A 24,614-nucleotide genomic window follows, 5' to 3' on the forward strand; every position below is an offset into this window, starting at 1 on the left:
TATATAAAGATAAGAGGTGCAAAATGACACATACGTATTATGAAGTAATTGATACACCTATTTCAATTGAAGAAGTTACAAACAAAGTAATTCGTCGTGAGTGTGGTGCGGTTACTACTTTTATTGGTACTGTTAGAGAATTTACGAAAGGTCGACGTACACTTTGTTTAGAGTATGTAGCTTATAAGACAATGGCGGAGAAACAGCTTGAGAGAATTGGCACTGAAGTAGGAGAGAATTGGCCGGGGATATATGTCGCTATTACACATCGCATTGGTACATTACAAATTTCTGATCTTGCTGTTGTCGTTGCTGTTTCTACACCACACCGGAAAGCTGCCTATGAGGCGAACGAATATATTATGGAGCGTATTAAACAAATTGTTCCAATTTGGAAGAAAGAGTTTTGGGAAGATGGTGAGTCATGGATAGGTGATCAGTTAGAGAGGGTAACATATGCAAATGGTGAGCCTAGAAAGGAGATGAGAATATGATTGAAGTGCTATTATTTGCACATTTACAGGAAGAAGTAAGTAAGTCGTCATTGCACATAGATTGTGAAAATATTACAGTTGCGAAGCTGAAGGAAGTACTCATTAAGAAATACAACATAGCAATTTCAAACGAGATTATGGTCGCGATAAATGAAGAGTATGCAAATGAGAATGACATCATTCAAACTGGCGATATCGTAGCAATGATTCCGCCAGTAAGTGGTGGTTGATTCTTTTCAGCCTAATCATGTTAGGACGTGATTAGGCTGGAGAGAATGAATATAACTATGCATACATAGGAGGGAACAGAATGAAAAGTCCTAATTTTCAATTAAGTTTACAAACTTCTAATCTAATTATCGGTTTTATGGTATGGGTCATTTTATCATCATTAATGCCTTATATTAAAGCGGATATTCCATTAACTGCGGGACAAATTTCTATGGTCACAGCAGTACCTGTTATTTTAGGCTCTATTCTTCGTATTCCAATTGGTTATTGGACGAATCGTTTCGGAGCAAGAAAATTATTCTTTATTAGTTTTATTCTATTATTATTTCCTGTTTTTTATATTAGTGTTGCCAATTCTATGATGGATTTAATTATTGGTGGATTATTTGTAGGAATCGGTGGTGCTGTATTCTCTGTAGGAGTAACTTCTTTACCAAAATACTTTCCGAAAGAGAGTCACGGTTTTGTAAATGGTATTTACGGTGTCGGTAACGCCGGAACAGCAATTACTTCGTTTTTAGCACCTGTCATTGCAACTTCAGTTGGCTGGAGAACGACAGTACAATGTTATTTAGTTTTACTTGCAGCGTTTGCACTTATGAACTTTTTATTAGGTGATCGTAAGGAGAAAAAAGTGAATACACCACTAATGGAACAAATAAAAGGTGTATATAAAAATGAGAAACTTTGGTTTTTATGTATCTTTTACTTTTTAACATTCGGATCATTTGTCGCATTTACAGTATACTTACCAAACTTTCTAGTATCTCACTTCGGATTAGAGAAAGTAGATGCAGGTATGCGGACAGCCGGATTCATCGTACTCGCAACAATTATGCGCCCGATTGGTGGTTGGTTCGGTGATAAGTTTAATCCATTTAAAATATTAATCTTCGTATTTATCGGTTTAACACTTTCAGGTATTATTTTATCGTTTATGCCAAGTATGAACGTGTATACATTTGGTTGCTTACTAGTAGCATTTTGTGCAGGGATTGGTAATGGTACAATCTTCAAACTCGTTCCAATGTATTTCTCAGAACAAGCTGGTATTGTAAATGGTCTCGTATCAGCTTTAGGTGGACTAGGAGGATTCTTCCCACCGCTAATTTTAACATTACTATTCCAATTAACAGGTCATTATGCAATTGGATTTATGGCGCTATCAGAAGTCGCACTTGCTTGTTTAATCATTACAGTATGGATGTATAGCCAAGAGAAATTGTTAGTGATGTTAAAGAATCATTAATAAGGAAAAAGAACCATCCCAAAGTATATTGGGATGGTTCTTTTAGTAATAGGCTTCAACATGTTTTTATTGATATCTCAATAAACGCTTGTTTTCTATAAGAATGTGTTTTTAAAATGAAAAACAGAAGGCTTATGGAATTTTATTTTAAAATATAGAAGTCAAAAGTTATTCATTTAAAGGGTAGATTAGTGAAGGAAATCTTAAATCTATTCTAAAGATCGAACTCATTTTTAGAATGCAAATATTTAATTGAATCGGGATGTTTAGATGAAAAAAATATAAGTCCACTCAAGATAAACAAGTATCAGGTGTGTTAGGTGGTTTAAGCGACAAGTATGGGATTGATGTAAGTATTCTTCGCATAGTAACTGCAGTATCAGATTTTTTTAGGGCCAAATTTTTTGGTAAGGCTAACGGATATTGTGAAAAAAGTACTACACTAAAGAATACAGTTTAGTTCAATAAGATAAAATTATGAATTTGTATAAATAATCCATAATTTTCTTTATGAGTTATATTTGATATGTTAAAGAAAAGAGAGGGGAGGGAAATGAAATAAGAATTTTTGATGAGCATTTTCATATTATCGATTTCAGTTTTCTGATTATTGAGAACTAAGGGTGTTTTCCGATGAATGAAATGTGTCCACATTTAGTAAAGCGTTTAATCCAACTAAAATATATTTAGAATGAGGTTTTAAATGTTTGTATTTATTATATTAGACGTAATATTACCGATATTAATATTGATGCTAATTGGTGCAATCTTACAAAGAAAGTTCCAATTTAACTTAAAGCAGCTATCTACACTTATTACTTATTGCTTAATGCCAGCGGCTGTATTTGTGAATATATATGATATTCGTATAGAAACAGGTTTGTTGCTCCAGATAATATACTATTTAATGCTTTATAGTCTGAGTCTGATTATAGTAAGTCATTTCATTTCAAAAATATTAAAGTTAGAAAAAGGAGAAAGTGCAGCTCTAAAAAATAGCATTTCGTTAATGAATTCCGGTAATTATGGGTTACCAGTAAGTCAATTGATTTTCAGTCACAATCCAGTGGGGGTTTCCATTCAAATTTTTATTGTTATTTTCCAGAATCTTTTAACTTATTCATATGGGATATATAACTTACTATCAGCAACAAAAACAATCGGAGGTATTATTCAATCATTTCTAAGACTGCCTGTATTTCATGCACTCGTATTAGGGGTTTTCTTTCAATCTTTTACAATTCAAATACCTAATTCTATCTTTATTCCTCTTAATCAGCTTGCGAATGGTTTTGTTGCAATAGCACTCATATTGCTAGGGGCACAATTATCCAACATTAAGCTTAATTTTTTCCATCGAGTCATAACATGGGCTTTAATTGGAAGGTTACTGATGGGACCATTATTAGCACTTGCCGTAATATACATACTAAACATCGATGGTATTGTTGCACAATCATTATTTATTGCAAGTTCTTTTCCTACTTCAAGAAATACATCAACCATTGCTATGGAATATCAAATAGAGCCTGAATTACATGCACAAATCGTTTTATTTTCAACACTTTTCAGCATTATTACAGTAACTGTCGTTATTTATTTGTCATATATTTTGTTTTGAATATACGTGTTAAAACGAATAGATTTGAGGCGGTAAATGATGGCGGAAATCCCATAGATATGAGAAGAAAACAGTCTATGATATATTGGGTATCGTTTACAATTGTACCATGTCTGATAATCAAGTAGCTTAGACACAATTTCGCTTATAATTGACGTTACATGAGCTTAGTTTGATAGCGGTGGGGTGGGAGTGTCAAGTAAGAAATTTTTCTTTATTGATTTTATGCGGTTTTTCCGCAAAATTGTAACTAAGGGGGATTCCAAGTTGAGTAAACAGAATATCAGCACAACAGTTTCAGGAGATATAATTGTTACCCATCTAGTTGGCAATATAAAAACAGATGATGTGTATGAATGGTTTAATGGTTTTGAGCAGGTTTGTCAGCAATTCATTTCTGAAGGGCGGAAATACAAATTGTTGGTGGATAGAAAAGGATACACGCCAAATCATTTTTCTGTTCAAAAAGTATGGAAAGAGAAGTTCTTCAATGAAATCATTTTGAATAACAGTAAGGCAATTGCATTTCTCCTTGAAGAGGGGGAGATAATGGATTATTTACAACAATCTAATACGAAAGAATCTGTGAGATTTTTTGATGATTATGAACAAGCGCTAATTTGGTTGAATGAATATCCAATATAAAACCTGTATTGAAGCAGTTGCTCTCAAGCAACTGCTTTTTTGTCCGTAATTGTTGCCGTTATTTTTCTTCACAGATTCTTGTCCAATTGTTTGTCTGATCCTAAAAAACGAAACTAAAGCAAAAAGAACAAACGCCTCTAAAAAACGTTTGTTCACAGTTAATTCCTATTTTAGCTAAGTGATAGATTACATTTTATGAGTACGAGAAAGTCTTTTTATAAGTTTAGGAAGGACAGAAGTTAATTCCTGTTTCATACGCTTCGTAAACGATGGGTCCTTACCTGAAGTCGAAATAGTGACAACATATTCATCATTTCGTATAACGCCAGGTGTGTGAAACGATGATGCTGTACCATCACTTACAACGTTAACCCACTGGAAATCATGAGCGGCCTGTTTGACCATCATATTTACAGCATGTTGATTTGTAGCTGCATAAATTAGATGAGCATCTTTAATATCATCATTACTAAAAGTTTTTTGCTTCCAAGTAATATAAGGAAGTTCTTTCATTTCCTCGCAAATCTCGGGGCTAATAACGGTGACGAAAGCGCCTGTATCTTTTAATCCAGACGCTTTTCGATATGCAATTTTACCTCCACCAATGATAACGACCACTTTATTTTGCAGATTAAACATAAGGGGGTACATGTTATACATATATGCATTCCTCCATTCGTTCTAACAATGTTAATTTCATATATGTATCAAACTGTAGGCAATTACAAGTCGTCACGTGATCGTATTTTTTTGTATACAACTTAATTTTTTGAAGCAATAATCCGGTAAAGAGAAGGTAGGGCATGACATATACATGGGATGCAGTTGATGTTATAGTCTTTAGCTCAGCAGTAAAAGAGGGCGTTCCTTTCGTTAAAAAGGAGCATGATACTGGTAGACTGAGTTTTTGTTCGACAGCTGCTCCGATTTGTTGTAACTCATGTATCGGCTGAAAATCACTACTACCTCTCCCTACGAGTAAAACACTACTACCTTGCATTGGCATAGTTTCACGTATTCTTTTCACTACAAGTTCAACCATATGCGGATGCGTACTAAAAGGTTGTACAACTGAAAATGAGATATGTGGATATTGATTTTTCATTTTCGCTATCTCCAAAGGAATATCACGTTTATAGTGAGCTGCTGCAAATAATAAAACAGGTACAATCATTATTTCAGTTACTCCCTCTATTATCGTTTCTGTAACTGCATCCGAAATAGTAGGTGTCGTTAGTTCTAGAAAAGCTATTTTTTGAATTCTTTCGTTTCGCTCTTTCATAACAGATTGAATAAATTGAATGAATTGTTCATTACCTTCTTGTAGCCGGCTTCCATGTCCAACATATACAATTCCTTTCATTGTCTCACCATGTCTTTCTTCATAAGAGTTTCTTGTAATTGATGATCTACGTTATGAAACCCAACTTTATTTGCATAGTGTAAAGTTGGAACGTCGGTATACGAGAATGGGAGAGTAAGAATATTGATAAAGCCAAGGCGTTTTATTTCTGCTAGAAACGTATCAATAGAAGCACGACCTTCAAATACAATGCTATCCCATGAGAATTCAGAAAGAATACGTGAATGAATTTCATCGAAGCGATGATCAATTGTGTACTCATGAGTCATCATATAGGAACCAGCACCAATTTTTTCTTGAATAACAGCAATTCGGTTAATGTTTCGTCCTAAATAAATCGTTGAATTCGAAGAAAATTGCGCAGGTTTACTGAACAATCCATATTGCATGAGCTTTTCTTGAATAGAAAGGTTCATATACTGAAGTTCTGCCTGTAAGGAACGAATATCTTTATGATATTTACTGCATGATTGCATTAAGATGTCTACACTGTCAGCGGAACAAAATACAAGACGATCAACGTTAAAAATCTTATTGATTTGTTCAGAGGTTACTGTGTATTCTTTCTTTTTGAAAGTTGGAATTTGATATATTTCTGCACCGGACTCTTGTAACTTTTGCTTTATTGCGCTTTTTTTATTTGTTGCAGCTGCAAATAAAACTTTCTTGCCGTGCAATGGTTTACGTTCTTTCCAAGAGATTTGATTCCGCAAAGTAACAACATCACCAACAATTGTCATAGAAGGATTAGAAATATTTTCGTTTTTGACAATAGAAACAATGGTAGACAGTGTCCCTGTGACAACGCGCTGTTTACCAGTTGTACCCCATTCAATGACTGCTACTGGCGTATCTTCTTTTTTTCCTGCTTGTAGTAAGTTTTCACAAATTGTAGGTAAGTTTTTTATACCCATGTAGTAGGCAATCGTGTCGCTATTGTGAGATGAATTATATTTTCCATGATCGGTTAAGGGACCTTTTGCATGTCCGGTTAATAAAGTGACACTATTACTGTAGTCACGGTGGGTGAGGGGAATACCTGCATAGCTACTAGCGGCGATGCTAGATGTAATGCCTGGTACAATTTCATATGGAATATTTGCTGCTGCTAAAGTTTCTGCTTCTTCACCAACACGGCCAAAAATAGATGGATCTCCGCCTTTTAATCGGACAACAATTTTGCCCTCTTTCGCAAATTGAAGAAGGTGTGCGTTAATTATTTCTTGCCGCATAATATGATTCTTTGGCATTTTTCCGCAATACATAAGTTCACATGTTTGTTTTGTATAGCTAAGAAAGAAAGGGTTTAGTAAACGGTCATATAAAACAATATCTGCACGTTTTAAACACTCTATCGCTTTTTTTGTAATAAGCCCTTCATCACCTGGTCCTGCACCAACTAAATATACATATCCGTTCATAATTGCACCTCATCAATTTTTATTTAAAAGGAAGCCAGAGGAGGCTTCCTTTCGAAAATTACATGTATAAATAAATGTCACCGTCAATAACTTCTACTTCGTATGTTTGAATACAGCCGTCATCAGGTTTTTGAACTTCACCTGTTAGTAGTGAGATTTTCCAATCATGCAGTGGACAAAAGACGAATTCTCCAGACACAATCCCTTCTGCTAACGGTCCGTTTTTATGAGGACAACGATTTTCTACAGCTCGAATATCGCCATTTGAAAGGCGGAATAGGGCGATAGACATACCTTTCATTTGCACTTCTTTACCGATTTGAATAGCAAGATCTTCCGCACGCATAACTTTTATTTTTTCTTTCGTGTGTATCATTTAGATCACAGCTCCTTATTTCACAGTTTCTACTTCATACATCGCTTTTAATGATTTCGTTTCTAGTGCTTGTCCCCATGCTTCCGTATATGTTCTACGAGCTGTTTGGAAACGTTCATTTAACGTAGTAACCATACTTGCATCTTGTAGTATTTCTTTTATGTGATCGAAGCCTAAACGTTCTGTCCAGTAGGCGGTACGCTCTCCGTAAATACCAGTTTCACGATAATATTGCATGTAAGCTGCAGCGATGCGAAGGACATCATCTTCAGTAGGGACAATCATTACAAAATCAGCTTCACGTACTTCTGTACCACCATTTCCGCCAATATAAAGTTGGTATCCATTTTCGACACAAACAACGCCAAAATCTTTCGTCAGTACTTCCGCACAGTTACGCGGACAGCCCGTTACACCCATCTTCATTTTATGAGGTGTATCTACCATTTCTAATGATTGTTCAAGGAGCATACCAAGTCCTAATGAATCTTTCGTACCGAAACGGCAGAAGCGAGAACCAACACATGATTTTACATTACGAAGCGATTTTGAATATGCATACCCCGAAGTCATATGTAAGTCAGCCCATACGTTAGGTAAATCTTGTTTCTTGACACCGTATAAGCCAATTCGGCTTGCACCGGTAATTTTCACAAGTGGAACATCATACTTCTTCGCAACTTCAGCAATTTTCATTAAATCATCAGCTGTTGTAACGCCTCCGTACATACGTGGAATAACAGAGAATGTACCATCGTGCTGGATGTTACCATTCATTCTTTCATTAACGAAACGGGACGATTTATCATCTTCATATTCTTCTGGAATCGCCATACGTAAATAGTAGTTTAAAGCAGGGCGGCATTTCGAACAGCCGTCTTCATGTGCAAAACCAAGAACATTTCGTACTTCTTTTGGAGATTTTAAGCCTTTCTCGTGAATGGCTGCTACGACTTCATCACGGGATAAAGGTGTACATCCACACATACCGGCAGATTGCGCTGAGGCATCAAAAGCATCTCCAAGTGTATGAGATAAAACTTGTTCCACAAGTGGACGACATTTACCACAAGAACCTGCGGCTTTCGTACAGCCTTTAACTTCTTCAAAAGTCGTTAACTCTTGTTCTAAAATGGCGTGAACGATTGAACCTTTCGTAACACCATTACATCCACAAATCGTGTCATCCGCACTCATTGTAGCAACGTCAAATTCACTTTCTTCACCAGCTTTGTGAAGAAGGGAAGCTGGTGTATATTCTTGTATATCTTCTTCCTTCTTTAACATGCTAAAGAGACGTGTACCGTCAGCTGTGTCACCATATAAAACGATACCGACGACTTTATTATCACGAATTAATACTTTTTTATAGGAACGTTTACATTCATCAAAGATTGATATTGCTTTCGTTTGATCATCTTCATAAATTTGACCAGCAGAGAATAAATCACAACCTGCAACTTTTAATTGCGTACCGACGATACTGCCCGAATATCCATCAGTTTGTAAATTTGTTATATGTTTTGCTAGTATCGCACCTTGTTCATAAAGAGGAGCAACAAGTCCATATGCGATACCGTCATGCTCTGCACATTCTCCAACTGCATAAATGGACTCATCATTTGTTAGCATATAGTCATTGACTACAATACCGCGATTTACAATTAAACCGGCATCTTTTGCTATTTGCGTATTTGGGCGTATTCCGACAGCCATTACGATTAAATCACAATCTACAACTTCACCATCTTCAAATTGAATGCCCTCAACATGGTCTGTACCAAGAATTTTTACAGTTTTCTTTTCCATTAGAAATTTCATGCCTTGCGCTTCTAAATCTTCGCGCAGAAGAGAAGCTGCTTTCGTATCTAGTTGTTGCTCCATTAAGTTTGGCATTAAATGAACAACATGTACGTCCATCCCTAAGTCAATAAGACCTCTTGCGGCTTCTAAACCAAGTAACCCACCACCAATGACAACAGCCTTTTTCTTTTCATTAGCGGTATCAATCATAAATTGTGTATCTTCAATTGTTCGAAATCCTGTTACACCAGGGAGAGTGGAACCTTCTACAGGCAAAATAAAAGCACTAGAACCTGTTGCGATAATGAGTTTGTCATATGTAAGAGTACGATTCTTTTCTGTAATAATAATTTTTTCTTCTCGGTTAATACTTTGAACTTTTTCATTTGTATACAAAGTTATTTCGTTTTCTTCATACCAACTGTATTCATTCATAATGATATCTTGCATATTTGTTTTGCCTTGTAAAACATGAGAGAGCATAATACGGTTGTAGTTTGGATGAGGTTCATCTCCAAAAATAGTAATCTCATATGAATCACTATCATGTTTTAATATTTCTTCCATACAGCGTATGCCAGCCATACCATTTCCGATCATAACTAAACGTTTTTTCATTTTCGTTTCCCCTTTTTCTGTGAAATGTTGAACAAAGGATTATGTTTTTATTATAGAAAATCAAAAAAGGAAGAGATGTGATGTTTATCACATTTTTATAATGATTCACAAATTGTTAAAATTCGGATTTATTCGAGAGGGATGTGTATAGTCTTTACCAAATGAAAGAGCAGGACATAAGTATGTATACTCATGTCCTGCTCTTTATTTATGCTCTCGTAATGGCACGTGGAAATAAAATATTATTTTCTAAATGAATGTGCTCAAATAAATCAGACTCTAGCGCTTCAAGACGTTGGTAAACAAGTCGATAAGTACCGCAAGCTCCTTCTGGAGGAGTAAAGTCATTTGTAACTTTACGAAGTTCTTTAATAATGTTGCCTGCGTGGTTATGTTCATTTTCCAACTCATCTACTATTTTACGTAATTTCACATAGTTTTCGTCAATTGGATTTTGTTCAAATTCTAAAATTAATGGGAAATCTTCTGTTTCTTCTTTAATTAAATGCTGTTCTAATTCCATCTTTAATTCGTGAAATAGCTTATGAATTTGAGCTAAGTGAGGCTGACTTGCTCCGTGGACGCGTAATACTTTCGTCACATACGGACTTAACTGTGGTAATTCTTCATTTAAATAGCGATGATGCTTATTTATAACATAATCAATCAATTCACGATAAGAAGCATTTTTCCAATCAATTTCAGATTCATTTAATCGTTTCGTATTATGATAAAGCGTATTTAATTCTGTAAGTACTTCTGTTGCTGATAAATTTCTTTCATGAATTGCATCAATAAGTGGTTTATTACCACCACAACAAAAGTCTATTCTATATGATTTAAAAAGATTACTAGCTTTTGGAAATTGTGTAACAATCTCACCGACAATAGAAGTTTCAGTAAATGTATGTTCCATATGAATGCCTCCATAAAGTTTGAATGTAATATCTAAATTAAGAATAGCAATAAATGAAAAACAATGTGGTGATTGAAATCACTTATAATGTGTCAATTTTAAGGATAATCAAATGAGTTTTATAAAAGGAAGAGGGAGAGGGAATTCGTCATAATAGTTTCTGATAATAAAAAAGAAGCTTACTAGAAGCTTCTTTTTTACTACTATTTTTCACATGCAACTCCATCGCCATCACGATCAAGATGTGAGTCATAACCTGGTTGTCCTTTATATAGAGGAGCTTTCCCGGCAGCTCTAACTGCGGCACAATTTTTGTAATATGCACTACTAGTATTTCCTGAAGCAGGTTGTGTTTGAGCTTGCTGTGCTTTTTGCTCTTCTTGTTGCTTACGAGCTTGTTCATCAGCCTGACGTTTTTGCTCTTCTTGTTGCTTACGAGCTTGCTCATCAGCTAGGCGTTTTTGCTCTTCTTGTTGCTTACGAGCTTGCTCATCAGCTAGGCGTTTTTGCTCTTCTTGTTGTTTACGAGCTTGTTCATCGGCTAGACGTTTTTGCTCTTCTTGTTGTTTACGGGCTTGTTCATCAGCCTGACGTTTTTCATCCTCTTGCTTACGAGCTTGTTCATCGGCTAGACGCTTCTCATCTTCTTGCTTTTGAGTTTTTTCGTCCGCCTCTTTTTTCTTTTCGCTATCTTTCTGTTCTTCATTGTTAGAAGCAACTTTTGTACTAGTTGCTGTCGTTTTTTCAGAAGAAGGATCTGAAATACCTGATAGCGCAACAAAAATGACAAATAATACGGCTGTAATAATAAATTGTTTTTTCGCTACACCTGTTTTCTTAATAACAGATAAGATTGCTAGAACAAGGAAGAATATAAATAGAATGAAACTTAAAGTAGAAAAAAACTCGACGACGGGGTGTTCCGATTTTGTTGTACCGGCCGTTATTAATATAATAGAAATCATAAAAAGAATAACGGTAGGACGTCCATATTGTTTTGCTTTTCCATTTTTCTTAAAGAATGAAATAATACATAAGATTAAAAGAATAAAAGCAATAAAAAATAAAGCTGCACCAATATTACTTAAAATCGTCATTTTCATACCTCCATTTGTAAGATTCTTCTTATTGATTATATAGGAACTTATTGGATATTACACGTTTTATATAAATTTAGAAAGTTAATATTTTTACTAGACTTATAAACATTTATTTTATATATAGGGAAAAATAGATATATATCCTATTACGTTTTGAAAGAGATTTCATAAATTATAGTATATCGATTGAAAGGAGGAGATTTGAATGGAATTTCAATTGTTGGTAACTTGTATATTACAAGAAGGTAATGCTTACTTTTTAGTAACGAAGGTAGACGATGTTATTACGTTAAAAGTACCGATTACTGCGGGAGTAGCAGGTTTATTTTTAGCTTTAGGTGTACCAAGATGTTCTTAATTTAAATCTCTATAGTAGAAGGGGAAGGGACATGCCTTCCTTTTCTACTATTACATAATATAATTATGTAAACTTAAATATCATATTTGTGATAGCACGTTTGAAATGGACATGCATATACTATAATGTTTCATTGGATGTTAGCGGTGAAAGGTAGTTTTAATAAGTACATCCAGTGATGTTTTTAAGTTATGAAAATAAAAGAGGTGCTATTATATATGAAAAGAAAAACATTTGATATTCCAGTTACATTGCGAAGAGAGTGGTTTTTACTAGAGTTAGCTTATTTAACGAAAAAATATGGAATTGAAATTGCAACTAGCAAAATGGATGCTGCACCGTTTTTAAGAGATCAAGTTACAGAATCAAAGATAGGGAAAGGGTTACAATACGATAAATATGATGATGAATATATAATTGAAAATTAAAGGGTAACAACAAAATTAAATTAATTTATAACAAAATATAAAATAAAGCAGATTCTAAATATAGGATCTGCTTTATTATGAAGTACTTGTAGTCAACTAACCTCTTTCTAGTGTTTTTCCTACATATTTCTCTTGCGTTATTCCAAAAGATTCAAGAAGAATGCGAGCATAATCTTTAGATTCTATTGGTCGTTTATTTTTAGTGCCTTTAAAGGTTTCTGTATAATTTTTATTTGTTAATGATATGTGACCATAAGTAGTTAATTTACAAGTGATAGCCCCTTTATTAAAAGGAGATTCTTTATGCTCTACAATCACTTTTTGAATGTTATTCACTTTTTTCTCATCTATTGGATCTACAGTGAAAGCATAGCCTATTTTCCATTCATTTGAAGGTTCAGATTGTAAGAAACTTGTAGATTCTCCGTTAGCTCCTTTTCTCATTTCTAAAATATGAGTACCTTTTCGAGTATTTCGCTTACGAATTCGATATTCTCCTGTTTGAGAGGAGATGACTTCTCCGTTAAAAGGGACTGGATGTAAAGGGAGATGAGATGCAAAACCTGCATCCACAACATAATCTTTACCCTCATGACTTAATATGATAATGACATGACCATCATCGGGTTTCCATTTATTATCGTACAGATCATAAACAGTACCGGCTACTTTGTATACTTGAAACCCACAATCAATTAAAAAATAATACAATAAGGAGTTTAATTCATAACAAAGTCCACCTCGTTTTTGAATAAGTAACTTTTCTATTAAGTTATCTTTTGAGATATTTTTAATAGTACCAGCCATAATATCAAGATTTTCATAGGGGAGAATCATTCCCATTTTTAAGAGAATTTCATCTAAATCATCAAATGTTATTTCTTTTGCAGGAATTTTTAAGCGTTTAAAAAACTCCTTTTGTAAATTGGTCATCATAAAGTATTCTCCTTTCTTTTTACAGAATTTTCTTCTGCTCACCGATAGGTTAGTACTTCTAAAAAGTTAATTCAAGTGCGCGGAAATTATCATAATATATGTTTCTGGAAATGTGATTGTTTTTTCTGAAATTTCAGTTTAATTTTTAATCGTAGGAAAGTCTTATAATATAAGCTCCTTTAAAATTAGTTTGTATTTAATGAAAAGAAAGTACAGATCTTTATTATATTTTTAAATAACTAACTAGTAATAAAATGTTTTTTTACTAAAATTTTTTCAAGATTTGTATGCTTTATATAAACAATATTGATTTAAAAAATATCTGGATGTAGCTAAGTTAACAATTATTGAGAAACTTTTTTGTCGTATTCTATCAAAAGGAAGAGGTAGAAACAAAGAGAATAACGAGAGTTAAGAAAGAGGGTATACAACTAGTAACCTTCTAAAAATAGGGCTAACATCTTTTTAAAATAAAAGATTAGCTATTATTAAGGAAGGGAAAATATAAAATATTATAAAGAACACCTTCTTTCAAAAAAATAGGGGGAGTAATATGCGACTGATGAGAAGATGTGTGGCCTTACTAATTGTATTTTTTATCATGGCTCCAACGATTAGCACAAATGTACAGGCAGAAGTTGTAAAAGAGCTTGGAAAGGGGTTTCCTGATACAGAAGTATTCACACCTGGAGAATGGTTTTTAGGCCAAAAACCTGCTAATTATGATGAGAATAAACCGCCAATTCTCTTTGTACAAGGAAGAAATGGTAATGCTGATAGTTGGTATGGAAAGACAGTATATCATGATATAAATGATATGTATGATTATGCTTTAAAAGCAGGCTATCAAACAGTGTTTATACAATTGTATGATGCTGCGGGGAAAGGTTCGGCTAGTCAGTGGGATAACGGAAAATTGTTAGCACAAAAACTGGAAGAAATATATAATCATTTCGGTAAAAAAGTTAATATTGTAGCGCATAGTAAAGGTGGTATTGATACACAAGCCGCATTAGTTGAATATGGTGCGAATCGATTTGTTGGAAATGTTATTACACTTGCTACACCGCATCACGGCTCAAATTTAGCAGATTTGTCATATAGTTGGTGGGCAGGGTGGCTTGCTTCTATATTAGGTCAAAAAGATGATGGTACGTACTCGTTACAAATAGGTGAAATGGCAAAGTTTCGTTCAATAATAGATAACAACCCAGCAGCTAAATTAAACCGTTACTATACGGCTACTGGAACTAGCTGGGGGCCAACATTTTCTGCATTATCTATGGGTGGGTTATATTTATCATCGTACGGTTCAAATGATGGACTAGTAAATGAATGGAGTGCCAAGCTATCGTACGGTACACATTTATTTACAGATTCCAGATTTGATCATGACAATATAAGAAAAGGATCAGCTGTTTTTGCACGAATTGAACCATATTTACGTACGACAAATGTGGGATTACCAGCTTTAGTAGCATCTAGCACTAGTTCAAATGAAAATCTAGAACAATTAAATACAACTTCAAATCAAAATATTTTAGGAGGCGAATTACCACAAAATCAGTGGATAGAGCAAAGTATTTCTGTTGATAAAAAGGCTGAAGGAATAGTTTCTGTACTAACTGCTTCTTCTGATGTTGAAGTACAAATGGTATCTCCAAAAGGAAAAATCTATGCAAATAAAGATAGCGCTATAACTACTAGTGAAGGCGAATCTTTTTTTAATGGGGCGACAATTAGAACATTTAAGTTTGATAAATTGGAAGTAGGCGAATGGAAAATCAAAATGATGGCGAAGCAGTCGAAAGATGCATATTTAGTTGTAAGCGATTACAAGGATGGCGCGCCATTTGTTCTTCAAATGCCTACAAAAGTTAAAGTAAATAAACCTGAGTATAAACTGAAAAAATCACCTGTAGCACCTGAAATGAAAGGGGATCTTTCCATAACAGTAAGAGTCGTTAATAAAGAAGGTAAGTTAGTCTCTGAATTTAATGAATTACAAAATGTTAATACGAATACATTTACAGGTGCTTTGAAAGATATAAAACAACCGGGAGTATATAACGTTACGATGGATATAAAAGGGATGAATAAAGAAGGAAAATCATATAATCGTACGATTGTTAAGTCGGTTTATGTAGAGAAATAAGGAAGAATAAATAAGTATAATAAAAAAGTGCAGAAATCTTGTGTTAGAAAGAATTCTGCACTTTTTTTGCGTGATGAAAGATAATAAAAGTCGAAGAAAACTGTTATTCAATAAAAAAAGATGCTGAAATAGCATCTGAATGTAAAGAAATAATATTAACTTAGTTTTGTAACTGTTAATTCAACTGAATTTATACCATTGTCACAAGTTACAATACTTTGACGATTAAAACCACTATTATTTCTAAGTTGAAGAGTTGAATTAGCAGGCACTGTAACAATCGTTTCGCCAACGAGTTGAAGACATTCGTTATTTGATGAAGTATTCATTTGAATAGCGAAGTCACCTTGACTATTAGCAAGTGGATTGTTATTTAAAAATATAGTTATGACTGGGATATGTGGAAATACAGGATTTAAAGTAGTATTAATACTGGAAATGAACGAAACTCTATAATCACCAAATTGTCTAAAGTGTATAGTAGTAGGATTTAGTAAGGAAACGCCTCCTGCTAAAGGTCCAACGTGATTAAATGGAAAAGGATCGCCAAAAGGAACAGTTATAAATTCAGTTTGCCAAAAAGTTCCGTATGCAGGACAGCTGCGTTTATGTGAATGGTCACATGAACATTTTTTATACGAGTTTGAAGAATGATAGTATGAACCCAATATATTACCTCCTATTCTTAATAAATTTAAACCACATAGTAGTTTATGAAGGTGAATCACAATTGGCGTGTATGCTTGTACTATAAAAGGAGATAGATGTGGAATATAAAGTGGTCAAATGATGAAATGTAGTATTTGGGTATTACCTGTAACACCTTTTGAAGATGATAAGGTTCATAATTTGATAGAAAAATAAATGGAATTTCTAAATAGATTGAAGTAACGAGGAAACGTTTATCCCGCTATTTTCCGAGCAGTAAGACTCCCATCTCAAAATTCAGCGAAAGCAAAGAAGTTAGGTGGGGATGAACAAAACCCCCACTCATTAAAGTTTCACTTTACTATATTAATTTCGTCTGACAAACAGCAATATTATCTTTCGCTGTATGGATGTTATCATTTGGTGAAGTTATGGCATTTAACTGTATGTATATTAGGTTATTCAGTTTATTTTTTTATTTGCGTAGCTGAGCAGGAAGAAGTCAGAAAATATAGAATAATGTACATATGAAGCATCGTTTGTTTTTGGTGTGAATAGTAATTAAAGATACGCTAAAATATTTAAAATTGTAACGAAAGAGAGATTAAATAATAGAGGGAGCAACTTACATGGAAAATATATTAAAGGTATCTTCAAAATCAAGCCCAAATTCAGTCGCGGGTGCAATAGCGGGTGTACTAAGAACAAGTGGTAATGTGGAAATTCAAGCGATTGGGGCTGGAGCTATAAATCAAGCGATTAAAGCAATTGCGATTGCAAGAGGGTTCGTCGCTCCAAGTGGTATTGACTTAGCCTTCGTACCAGCATTTCAAGAGATTTCTATCAATAATGAAGATAGAACAGCGATTAAATTAATTGTAGGTCCTAGAAAGAAAAGGTCTTAGTAGAAGAGAGTGTTACTATAAGGGGAAAAGACCAATAGACTTCCCATGTTAGATACGTTATTTTATGTAACCGATCCTTGGGTGTGGACATGGCATTATGCCGGACGCATGTCTGTTAAGTTTTCCTTAAACTTAGCGAGTGTTCTAGATACTTAAAAATGCCAAATCCTTTGTGACATAAGGGATTTGGCATTTTTGATGTTTTTAAAAATAAACAACCCTAAAACTGCTCATTTAGAAGATTTAGTTTTAGTAGCGGCCATTGAACGTTTTTATGATAGTTTACCTGATAAATAGAAGAGTTTACCAATGAAAAGTAACTGGGGGATTCAAAAAATGAATCAAACTATTTTAGAGAAAGTCCTAAAATTTCGGGATGATAGGAACTGGAAGCAGTCCCACAATCCTAAAGATTTAGCTATTTCTCTTTCTTTAGAGGCGAGTGAGTTGTTGAAGAATTTTCAGTGGAAAAGCAGTGAGGAAGCTGTAGAAACAAAAAAAGAAGACATGAAAGATGAGTTGGCAGATCAATTGGATATTGACTTAGAAGAGATTATTATAAACAAAATAGAAAAAATAATAAAAAATATCCAGTAGAGAAATCTCGAGACTCTAAAAAGAAATATAATGAAATTTAAAAAAGGTGGAATTAAATATGTTATATCTTTTTACTGCAAGTAATGATAGTGCTATAAAAAATTTGGAAGCTACTATTGAAAAAATATATCCTATTTCTACATGTTTAGCAGATTTAGATGCCGATACAGTAACTAAACTTAAAGATAATGAATTACATGAGAATGTATGTATGTGGGGAGCAACTCCTGGTTCTTCAAATGTTGATAGATGGGAAAAGTTAAAAGAGGGTGACGGGATTTTAGCATATTCTAAAGGGGAATTTAAGTTTTTCGGGACAATTTTTGCTAAGACTCATAACCCAGATGTGGCTAGAAAAATTTAGAAAACAAACGATAAGGATGAAACTTGGGAATACATCTATTTTATTAAGGACCTAAAACCTGTAAACATTAAAGCAATCGAATTCGCAGCTTTCTTTGGCTACAAATTGAACCATACACCACAAGGATTTACTAATATTGATTCGGATTTTAGTAAAGTAAAGATTGCAGAAGAAGAGAAATCGGAAAATCGAAAAAAAACTAAAATGGAATCTGGTAGGGAAGTATGGCCTCGTGATCCGAAAAAAGCTAAACAAGCTATTAAACAGGCAGAATTTAAATGTGAAATAGATGACACACATGAAACATTTGTATCGGAAGCCAGCGAAAAAATTATATGGAGGCCCATCATCTAATACCGTTAAGAATGCAACATGATTTTGAAAATAGTTTAGATGTTGTTGGAAATATAGTTAGTATATGTCCGAACTGTCATAGGTTGATTCATTATGGAAGAGACAAAGATAAGAAAAAAGTTTTAGAACTTCTCTTTGAATAAAGAAAAGATTCTTTGAAGAAGTTCGGTATTGAGGTATTTCTCAAAGAGCTATTTGGATACTATGGAATTCTAAAATAAGAATATTCATAGCTATAGGGAAGGTAGAATGTTTCATACTTAAACATAGGTATTATTGTGATGGAAATTTAAATTTCGTCTTTTGAAAGTATCAATAATTTGTATTATTTTTATAGGGTTATATATTTTTCTTTTGCTCTGCTGTATAGCAGAGCTCTTTTTTTGTCGTACAAAAGCCACCTATATATGTGAAGTGCACCCCAATTGTTAGGTTGTGTCTAACAATTGGGGTGCACTTCAGTCCTGTCGGGCGGCTTCTTTTAATTTATATTCACCAATTCATCAAACTTAAACTTAGTATTCAAACCAAAAGCATCTGTACAATATATAGTTTTCGTCATCGGTTCAATATGTAATACATTTATGTACATGTCTTGCACCATTCCATCACGATAGTATGAGATATGTATTTCTTCTTCCTCGTGAAAAGATTGCATTAACGCTCTTTCTATTCGTTCCATAGTATCTTGTGTTAAAAAAGGTTTAGGTACTTTATATTGTTCCTCAAACATTCTATGTATTTCCTCGTATTGCTCCGGTATTGAAGCAAACGGATTCCATTTCACCATACATCTTCCACGTACTACAGGAAAGCCGTTATATTCCATGATGTAATACCTCACTTTTGTTTTTTTAACTCCACTACAAACAAACGTGTGTTCTTTTTTGGGGTTTGAAAAGGGACCATTTTGTTAACATGAATATTCAAAAATAATTTTTTCAAGTTAGAATATTCAAAAACTTATTTATGCAAACAAGCATGTCATGATAACATTTAACAAAAGGGGGTAGAAGTAGATGAGTGTTGACATTATTTCTAAAGAAGAAATCACAAAATTATTAAACGACTGGTATCAAGCTATGATTTCACAACGTGTATTACAGTCTCAGAAAATAAAAGAAGATATTGCAAATAAAATCAATAATATTAAGGAAGACCAAACAATATTAGTCTACTACGCTTTATTGAATGCACGGTATAAACTGCTAATTCGGGATATGGATAGTACAAAAGATATTCTGGACAAAATCGAGCCTTTACCAGAGTCTACAGAAACATTTTTAGAGTACTATCATCATTTATTTAAAGCAATTTACGCTATTAATAAAGCAAACCATAGTGAAGCAAGAATGCAATTTGAAAAAGCTGAAACGTTTTTAGAGTACATGCATGATGAAATTGAAAAAGCTGAATTTAATTATTGGCTTGCAGTCCATTACTATCACGTATTAAAACCGATCCTAGCAGTTCAATTTGCTACAAAGGCGAATGAAGTATTTTCAATTAGTCCAGGGTATGAATTAAAAACTGCAGCATGCTTAAATACTTTAGGAATGGCACACATTCGACTAAATGAATTCGAAAGTGCAGAGGAATATTTACTTTCAGCACTAGGTACCTTCCAAAAATCTAATGATGAACTTCTTATTAAACGAGTTAAGCATAATTTAGGACTTTTATACGCAAGTCAAAACATGCCAGAGTTAGCAATTAAACACTTAGAGGATTCATTAGAAAATAACGCTAAAACTATGTTTCTTTTAGCAAGAGAACATTTTAAGTTAGGTTATAGTCATATCGCTAATGAATATATTGAGAATGGCTATAAGATTAGCGACTTATGTTATCGTCATCATTTCCGAATTTTAAAAGCAGTACATAACTATGTACCGCAAGAAGAATTAGAAAATGTGGTTATAGAAGGTATTTCGTATTTTGAAAAAGAAGAATTATATGATTGGGTAAAAGAATATGCTTCTCTTTTAGGTGAAATATTCTATGGTTCAGAAAATCACAGAAAAGCAAGCAAGTATTTGCACATCGCTTTAGATGCAGACAAAAAGAGCATAGAAAGAAGGGCGCTAAAATGAAAAAAGCAATCTTATTAATGATGATGTTATCCGCTGTTTTTACTTTTGGTCTTACTAATGCAAAAGACATACCACAAAACGAAGCAATTGAAGTGTTTATGGATCATGGAGAACATATTTAAAACCTAAGGAAGAGGGCGCTTATAGTGTCCTCTTTTTAATATCTATTATTTATATGATGAGGTTGCAGGTACGTCTTTTGGTTATTGTTTGATAAACGTAAGATGTTTCTAAAAATGTGTATACAAAGGTTTATTTTTGTACTGTATATGTTCACGTACTATATAAAAAAGTATGAAAATCTATAAAAATAATTATTTCAATAAAATTTGTTTTAGATATTAAAAAGTGCCGAAACCCTTGTGGTATAAGGGGTTTGGCACTTTTGTGTTTTTTATATTTTATCAAATAAACAACCCTAAAACTGCTCATTCTTCTCCCAAGATTCAACGATATAATGTGCAATCGTCGGATTGAAGCCTTTACCAACTAAAAACATAATCGCAGCAACTTCTGTTAATGCGTGTTCGTGTGATGTATGTTTTGCTTCATTTAAACCGTAATCTACCCATGGTTTTACGAAATCTAGTACAGGTTTCTTGAAAGGTAAAAATTGTGTACCGACAACTTGTTGAATTTGTTGTTGTGTTGGTTCAGTAATTGGTCCAGGTGGTAAGATTTGTGGTTGTGTAATGTCTAGTGTTGGTCCGGGCGGTAAAATTTGTGGCTGAGTTGGATCTATTGTTGGTGGTTTAGGTGGTGAGACACGTGCGTCGTAGTTTGGTTGATACATTTGTTGTTGATATTGCGGTTGTTGTGGTTGAGTTGTGTATGGGTTTTGTGGTGCTGCATATGGATTTTGTTGATATTGTTGTTCTTGGTTTTGTGGTGCTACATATGGATTTTGTTGATATTGTTGTTCTTGGTTTTGTGGTGCTGCATATGGATTTTGTTGATATTGTTGTTCTTGGTTTTGTGGTATTACATATGGATTTTGAGGATATCGCTGTTCTTGATTTTGTGGTGCTGCATATGGATTTTGAGGATATTCATAATTTGGACGTGTGTCATATGGATTTTGTTGAAATTCAGTTTCTTGGTTTTGCGTTGTTGCATATGGGTTTTCGTCATATTGTTGCTCTTGCTGTTGTAACTCTTGTTCTTCGTATTGTTCTGTGTATCTCTGTTCTTGTTGTTGAGGATACAATGGTTGCCTTGGATAAGGCGGTTGATTATTATAGAACATGTTTATTCCTCCTTCATGATGATGCCTACCACCTAGTGTATGGGCGGACAAGAAAATATGTGATGAAAAAATGCGGGCGTGTTACAATAAGTAACTGGGTGAAGATAAAATGACAAAACAAGAAAAAATTCAAAAAACAATTACTTTTGTAAAACATATTTTAGAAAAAGATGCGAGTGGGCATGATTGGTATCATATTGAACGTGTACATAAAATGGCGATTTCTTTATCTGAGCAAGAAGGTGGAAATCGTTTTATAATTGAAATGGCAGCATTACTTCACGATGTGGCAGATGAAAAGCTAAATGAAAGTGAAGAAGCAGGAATGAAAAAAGTTTCTGATTGGTTAGAAGAGCTACGTGTTGAAGAAGAGGAAAGTAAACATATTCTTCATATCATCGCCAATATGTCTTATAAAGGTGGCCATGGCGGCACAGTAGAGTCACTTGAAGGGAAAATTGTTCAAGATGCGGATCGTTTAGATGCTCTTGGTGCAATAGGAATTGCTCGTACATTTGCATATGGTGGGGCGAAAGGGAGATTAATGTATGACCCAACTATTCCGCCGCGTGAAGAAATGACGAAAGAAGAGTATAGAAAAAATAATGATCCATCTTTAAATCATTTTTATGAAAAACTTTTGAAATTAAAAGATTTAATGAATACGAATGCAGCAAAACAAGAGGCTGAAATTCGTCATCGTTATATGGAACAGTTTATTGAACAATTTATGAAAGAGTGGAATGCACAAATATGAAAATGTTAACTGTGGAGAACTTATCAAAATCATATGGAGAAAAGCCGTTATTTGATGGATTATCATGTAGTATTACAGAAGGACAACGTGTCGGAATTATTGGTGTAAACGGAACTGGTAAATCGACATTATTAAAAATTATTGCAGGATTAGAAGCTCCTGATACAGGTGATATGACGCATTCACGTGGGTATACAATTAGTTATTTATCACAGCAACCAGAGTTTGATGAAAAACTGACAGTATTAGAGCAAGTGTTCCATGGTGATACACCTTTAATTCGTCTTCTTCGTGATTATGAAAAAGCACTATTAAATATTGAAAAAGATCCAAGTAATGAAAAAGTACAGGAACAATTATTTGCAGTGCAGCAACGTATGGATGCAATGAGTGCATGGGAAGCAAATGCAAATGCGAAGTCTCTTTTAACGAAATTAGGAATTACGGACTTCACTGCAATTGTTGGGAATTTATCTGGTGGACAGAAAAAACGTATTGCAATGGCACAATGTTTTATTGAAACACCGGATTTATTAATTTTAGACGAGCCTACGAACCATCTTGACCATGAGACAGTTGAATGGTTAGAAGAATATTTAGCGAGATATACAGGTTCGGTATTACTTGTAACCCATGATCGTTATTTCTTAGATCGTGTGACGAATCGTATTTTTGAATTAGATAATGGTAAACTATATAGCTACGAAGGAAACTATAGTACATTTTTAGAAGCGAAAGCACTTCGTGAAGAGCAAGAATTGGCACAAGAATCGAAACGCCAAAATTTATATCGTCGTGAACTTGCTTGGATTCGTCGTGGTGCAAAAGCCCGTTCTACGAAACAAAAGGCGCGTATTCAGCGTTTTGATGAGCTAAAGGCACAAGAAGGACCAGCTGCAAAACAGTCAGTTGATATTGCACTAAGCGGAAGTCGTCTAGGAAAGAAAGTACTTGAGTTAAAAGATGTAACGAAAAAATTTGGCGATAAGACGGTATTACATAATTTTAATCATATTGTGAAACCGGGTGATCGTATCGGAATTATTGGGGCGAATGGAAGTGGGAAATCTTCCCTATTAAATATGCTTGCAGGTAAGTTATCTCCTGATAGTGGTGAAGTGGAAGTAGGACAAACTGTAAAAGTTGCTTATTATACGCAAGAAAATGAAGAGATGAATTTAAATCAGCGTATGATTGAATACATTAAAGAGATTGCAGAAGTTATTCATACGACAGATGGAAAAGTAATTGGTGCATCTCAAATGTTAGAACGTTTCTTATTCCCGACGCATTCACATGGTACACCACTTGGTAAACTATCTGGTGGTGAAAGAAGACGTTTATATTTATTACGTATTTTAATGGGAGAACCAAACGTACTTTTACTTGATGAACCTACGAACGATCTAGATACACAAACATTAACAGTACTAGAAGATTATTTAGAAGATTTCCCAGGTGTCGTTTTAACTGTATCGCATGACCGTTACTTCTTAGATAAAGTAGTAGATGAACTGTTCATCTTTACTGGCGGAGGCGAAGTGCGTGAGTTTCTAGGTAGTTATACAGATTATTTAGAAATGGAAAAAACGAGAGAACTTATGGAGAAAGCGGAAGTTCAAAAAGAGAAAAAAGTTGTAGAAGAAGCTCCAAAACAACAACGTAAACGTAAACTTTCATACAATGAACAGCGTGAATGGGAAACGATTGAAGATACAATTGCCGAACTTGAAGAGAAAATTGAGTCAATTGGAGAAGAACTTGCGAAAGTTGGATCTGACTTCACAAAGGCACAAGAATTATCTGAAGCACAGCAGAAAACAGAAGAAGAGCTAGAAAAAAAGATGGAAAGATGGAGTGAACTATCAGACATCGTTGAAGGATTAAAATAAAAACAAGCTGCATATATTGAAAAGTAAAGAGAAAAACTTTACAC

Annotated in this window: 27 protein-coding genes and 1 pseudogene; 17 read left to right on the forward strand and 11 right to left on the reverse strand. The window is 34.1% G+C overall.

Going from position 1 to position 24,614, the window contains the following annotated elements:
- Positions 1-23: 23 nt before the first annotated feature.
- From moaE to C3Y97_RS10315, 6 genes and pseudogenes are all read left to right on the forward strand, one after another.
- On the forward strand, positions 24-494 hold the full coding sequence (moaE, locus tag C3Y97_RS10290) for a molybdopterin synthase catalytic subunit MoaE (RefSeq protein ID WP_000149962.1): 471 nt from the start codon (positions 24-26) through the stop codon (positions 492-494).
- Positions 491-724 carry a molybdopterin converting factor subunit 1 gene (moaD, locus tag C3Y97_RS10295; protein ID WP_000573688.1) on the forward strand — a complete coding sequence of 78 codons (234 nt, stop codon included), beginning with the start codon at positions 491-493 and terminating at the stop codon, positions 722-724. Before moaE ends, moaD begins: the two co-directional genes overlap by 4 nt.
- Positions 725-804: 80 nt before the next feature.
- On the forward strand, positions 805-1,974 hold the full coding sequence (narK, locus tag C3Y97_RS10300) for a nitrate transporter NarK (RefSeq protein ID WP_098212425.1): 1,170 nt from the start codon (positions 805-807) through the stop codon (positions 1,972-1,974).
- A gap of 274 nt (positions 1,975-2,248) precedes the next feature.
- Positions 2,249-2,377, forward strand: a pseudogene (locus tag C3Y97_RS28045) (PspC domain-containing protein); the annotation flags it as partial.
- Between the two features lie 300 nt (positions 2,378-2,677).
- Complete coding sequence (locus C3Y97_RS10310) at positions 2,678-3,595, forward strand: AEC family transporter (protein ID WP_000497498.1); 918 nt, start codon at positions 2,678-2,680, stop codon at positions 3,593-3,595.
- A 225-nt stretch (positions 3,596-3,820) separates the two neighbouring features.
- The gene (locus tag C3Y97_RS10315; RefSeq protein WP_073339619.1) at positions 3,821-4,240 is read left to right on the forward strand and encodes an STAS/SEC14 domain-containing protein; all 420 of its coding nucleotides are present in this window, start codon (positions 3,821-3,823) and stop codon (positions 4,238-4,240) included.
- Between the two features lie 186 nt (positions 4,241-4,426).
- Here the strand turns inward: C3Y97_RS10315 and C3Y97_RS10325 are convergent, their stop codons facing one another.
- The 7 genes from C3Y97_RS10325 to C3Y97_RS10355 form a co-directional block, all read right to left on the reverse strand.
- On the reverse strand, positions 4,427-4,900 hold the full coding sequence (locus C3Y97_RS10325; RefSeq protein ID WP_000282590.1) for a precorrin-2 dehydrogenase: 474 nt from the start codon (positions 4,898-4,900) through the stop codon (positions 4,427-4,429).
- Positions 4,893-5,603 (reverse strand): sirohydrochlorin chelatase, encoded by a 711-nt coding sequence (locus C3Y97_RS10330; protein WP_000676478.1) that lies wholly within the window; start codon positions 5,601-5,603, stop codon positions 4,893-4,895. Before C3Y97_RS10330 ends, C3Y97_RS10325 begins: the two co-directional genes overlap by 8 nt.
- Positions 5,600-7,024 (reverse strand): uroporphyrin-III C-methyltransferase, encoded by a 1,425-nt coding sequence (locus C3Y97_RS10335; protein ID WP_001014945.1) that lies wholly within the window; start codon positions 7,022-7,024, stop codon positions 5,600-5,602. The genes C3Y97_RS10330 and C3Y97_RS10335 overlap by 4 nt, the downstream gene beginning before the upstream one ends.
- Positions 7,025-7,082: 58 nt before the next feature.
- Complete coding sequence (gene nirD / locus C3Y97_RS10340) at positions 7,083-7,400, reverse strand: nitrite reductase small subunit NirD (protein ID WP_000581982.1); 318 nt, start codon at positions 7,398-7,400, stop codon at positions 7,083-7,085.
- A 15-nt stretch (positions 7,401-7,415) separates the two neighbouring features.
- Positions 7,416-9,821, reverse strand: a complete 2,406-nt coding sequence (gene nirB / locus C3Y97_RS10345) for an NADPH-nitrite reductase large subunit (protein WP_000746941.1) — start codon at positions 9,819-9,821, stop codon at positions 7,416-7,418.
- Positions 9,822-10,029: 208 nt separating this feature from the next.
- On the reverse strand, positions 10,030-10,737 hold the full coding sequence (ric, locus tag C3Y97_RS10350; RefSeq protein ID WP_000401371.1) for an iron-sulfur cluster repair di-iron protein: 708 nt from the start codon (positions 10,735-10,737) through the stop codon (positions 10,030-10,032).
- A 203-nt stretch (positions 10,738-10,940) separates the two neighbouring features.
- Positions 10,941-11,834, reverse strand: a complete 894-nt coding sequence (locus C3Y97_RS10355; protein WP_000154137.1) for an excalibur calcium-binding domain-containing protein — start codon at positions 11,832-11,834, stop codon at positions 10,941-10,943.
- 208 nt (positions 11,835-12,042) lie between these two features.
- Here C3Y97_RS10355 and exsG point away from each other — a divergent pair, with 208 nt between their 5' ends.
- Both exsG and C3Y97_RS10365 read left to right on the forward strand, forming a co-directional pair.
- Positions 12,043-12,195 (forward strand): exosporium protein ExsG, encoded by a 153-nt coding sequence (gene exsG / locus C3Y97_RS10360; protein WP_000395679.1) that lies wholly within the window; start codon positions 12,043-12,045, stop codon positions 12,193-12,195.
- A 218-nt stretch (positions 12,196-12,413) separates the two neighbouring features.
- Positions 12,414-12,623 (forward strand): hypothetical protein, encoded by a 210-nt coding sequence (locus C3Y97_RS10365; protein WP_000824197.1) that lies wholly within the window; start codon positions 12,414-12,416, stop codon positions 12,621-12,623.
- A 96-nt stretch (positions 12,624-12,719) separates the two neighbouring features.
- On the opposite strand, the gene C3Y97_RS10370 is transcribed toward C3Y97_RS10365, so the two are convergent.
- Positions 12,720-13,559, reverse strand: a complete 840-nt coding sequence (locus C3Y97_RS10370) for an arylamine N-acetyltransferase family protein (RefSeq protein WP_033695466.1) — start codon at positions 13,557-13,559, stop codon at positions 12,720-12,722.
- A gap of 553 nt (positions 13,560-14,112) precedes the next feature.
- On the opposite strand from C3Y97_RS10370, the gene C3Y97_RS10375 reads away from it, so the two are divergent.
- Entirely contained in the window at positions 14,113-15,714 is a 1,602-nt protein-coding gene (locus tag C3Y97_RS10375; protein ID WP_001238704.1) for an esterase/lipase family protein, read from the forward strand.
- A gap of 155 nt (positions 15,715-15,869) precedes the next feature.
- On the opposite strand, the gene C3Y97_RS10380 is transcribed toward C3Y97_RS10375, so the two are convergent.
- Positions 15,870-16,382: a hypothetical protein gene (locus tag C3Y97_RS10380; RefSeq protein WP_000536148.1), complete on the reverse strand. Its 513-nt coding sequence runs from the start codon at positions 16,380-16,382 to the stop codon at positions 15,870-15,872.
- Positions 16,383-16,991: 609 nt separating this feature from the next.
- Between C3Y97_RS10380 and C3Y97_RS10385 the strand changes: the two genes are divergently transcribed.
- From C3Y97_RS10385 to C3Y97_RS28050, 4 genes are all read left to right on the forward strand, one after another.
- Positions 16,992-17,267 carry a stage V sporulation protein S gene (locus C3Y97_RS10385; protein ID WP_000427799.1) on the forward strand — a complete coding sequence of 92 codons (276 nt, stop codon included), beginning with the start codon at positions 16,992-16,994 and terminating at the stop codon, positions 17,265-17,267.
- 309 nt (positions 17,268-17,576) lie between these two features.
- Positions 17,577-17,864, forward strand: coding sequence for a nucleoside triphosphate pyrophosphohydrolase family protein (locus tag C3Y97_RS10390; RefSeq protein WP_002197703.1), 288 nt, complete (start codon positions 17,577-17,579; stop codon positions 17,862-17,864).
- Positions 17,865-17,922: 58 nt separating this feature from the next.
- Positions 17,923-18,228, forward strand: a complete 306-nt coding sequence (locus C3Y97_RS10395; RefSeq protein WP_000966110.1) for a hypothetical protein — start codon at positions 17,923-17,925, stop codon at positions 18,226-18,228.
- A 365-nt stretch (positions 18,229-18,593) separates the two neighbouring features.
- On the forward strand, positions 18,594-18,725 hold the full coding sequence (locus C3Y97_RS28050) for a hypothetical protein (protein WP_002197704.1): 132 nt from the start codon (positions 18,594-18,596) through the stop codon (positions 18,723-18,725).
- A gap of 338 nt (positions 18,726-19,063) precedes the next feature.
- On the opposite strand, the gene C3Y97_RS10405 is transcribed toward C3Y97_RS28050, so the two are convergent.
- Positions 19,064-19,411 carry a YolD-like family protein gene (locus C3Y97_RS10405; RefSeq protein ID WP_000456179.1) on the reverse strand — a complete coding sequence of 116 codons (348 nt, stop codon included), beginning with the start codon at positions 19,409-19,411 and terminating at the stop codon, positions 19,064-19,066.
- A 190-nt stretch (positions 19,412-19,601) separates the two neighbouring features.
- On the opposite strand from C3Y97_RS10405, the gene C3Y97_RS10410 reads away from it, so the two are divergent.
- Positions 19,602-20,675: a response regulator aspartate phosphatase gene (locus C3Y97_RS10410; RefSeq protein ID WP_000109855.1), complete on the forward strand. Its 1,074-nt coding sequence runs from the start codon at positions 19,602-19,604 to the stop codon at positions 20,673-20,675.
- Positions 20,672-20,797 carry an aspartate phosphatase gene (locus C3Y97_RS10415; protein ID WP_000709201.1) on the forward strand — a complete coding sequence of 42 codons (126 nt, stop codon included), beginning with the start codon at positions 20,672-20,674 and terminating at the stop codon, positions 20,795-20,797. The genes C3Y97_RS10410 and C3Y97_RS10415 overlap by 4 nt, the downstream gene beginning before the upstream one ends.
- Before the next feature lie 296 nt (positions 20,798-21,093).
- Here C3Y97_RS10415 and C3Y97_RS10420 read toward each other — a convergent pair whose 3' ends face one another.
- Positions 21,094-21,921: a hypothetical protein gene (locus C3Y97_RS10420; protein ID WP_000499733.1), complete on the reverse strand. Its 828-nt coding sequence runs from the start codon at positions 21,919-21,921 to the stop codon at positions 21,094-21,096.
- Between the two features lie 109 nt (positions 21,922-22,030).
- On the opposite strand from C3Y97_RS10420, the gene C3Y97_RS10425 reads away from it, so the two are divergent.
- Together C3Y97_RS10425 and C3Y97_RS10430 are read left to right on the forward strand one after the other, a co-directional pair.
- Positions 22,031-22,678, forward strand: coding sequence for an HD domain-containing protein (locus C3Y97_RS10425; protein WP_000165966.1), 648 nt, complete (start codon positions 22,031-22,033; stop codon positions 22,676-22,678).
- Positions 22,675-24,570 (forward strand): ABC-F family ATP-binding cassette domain-containing protein, encoded by a 1,896-nt coding sequence (locus C3Y97_RS10430; RefSeq protein WP_000783160.1) that lies wholly within the window; start codon positions 22,675-22,677, stop codon positions 24,568-24,570. Before C3Y97_RS10425 ends, C3Y97_RS10430 begins: the two co-directional genes overlap by 4 nt.
- Positions 24,571-24,614 lie beyond the last annotated feature (44 nt).

It is taken from the genome of Bacillus sp. DU-106, assembly GCF_004799705.1.
Lineage (GTDB): Bacteria > Bacillota > Bacilli > Bacillales > Bacillaceae_G > Bacillus_A > Bacillus_A cereus.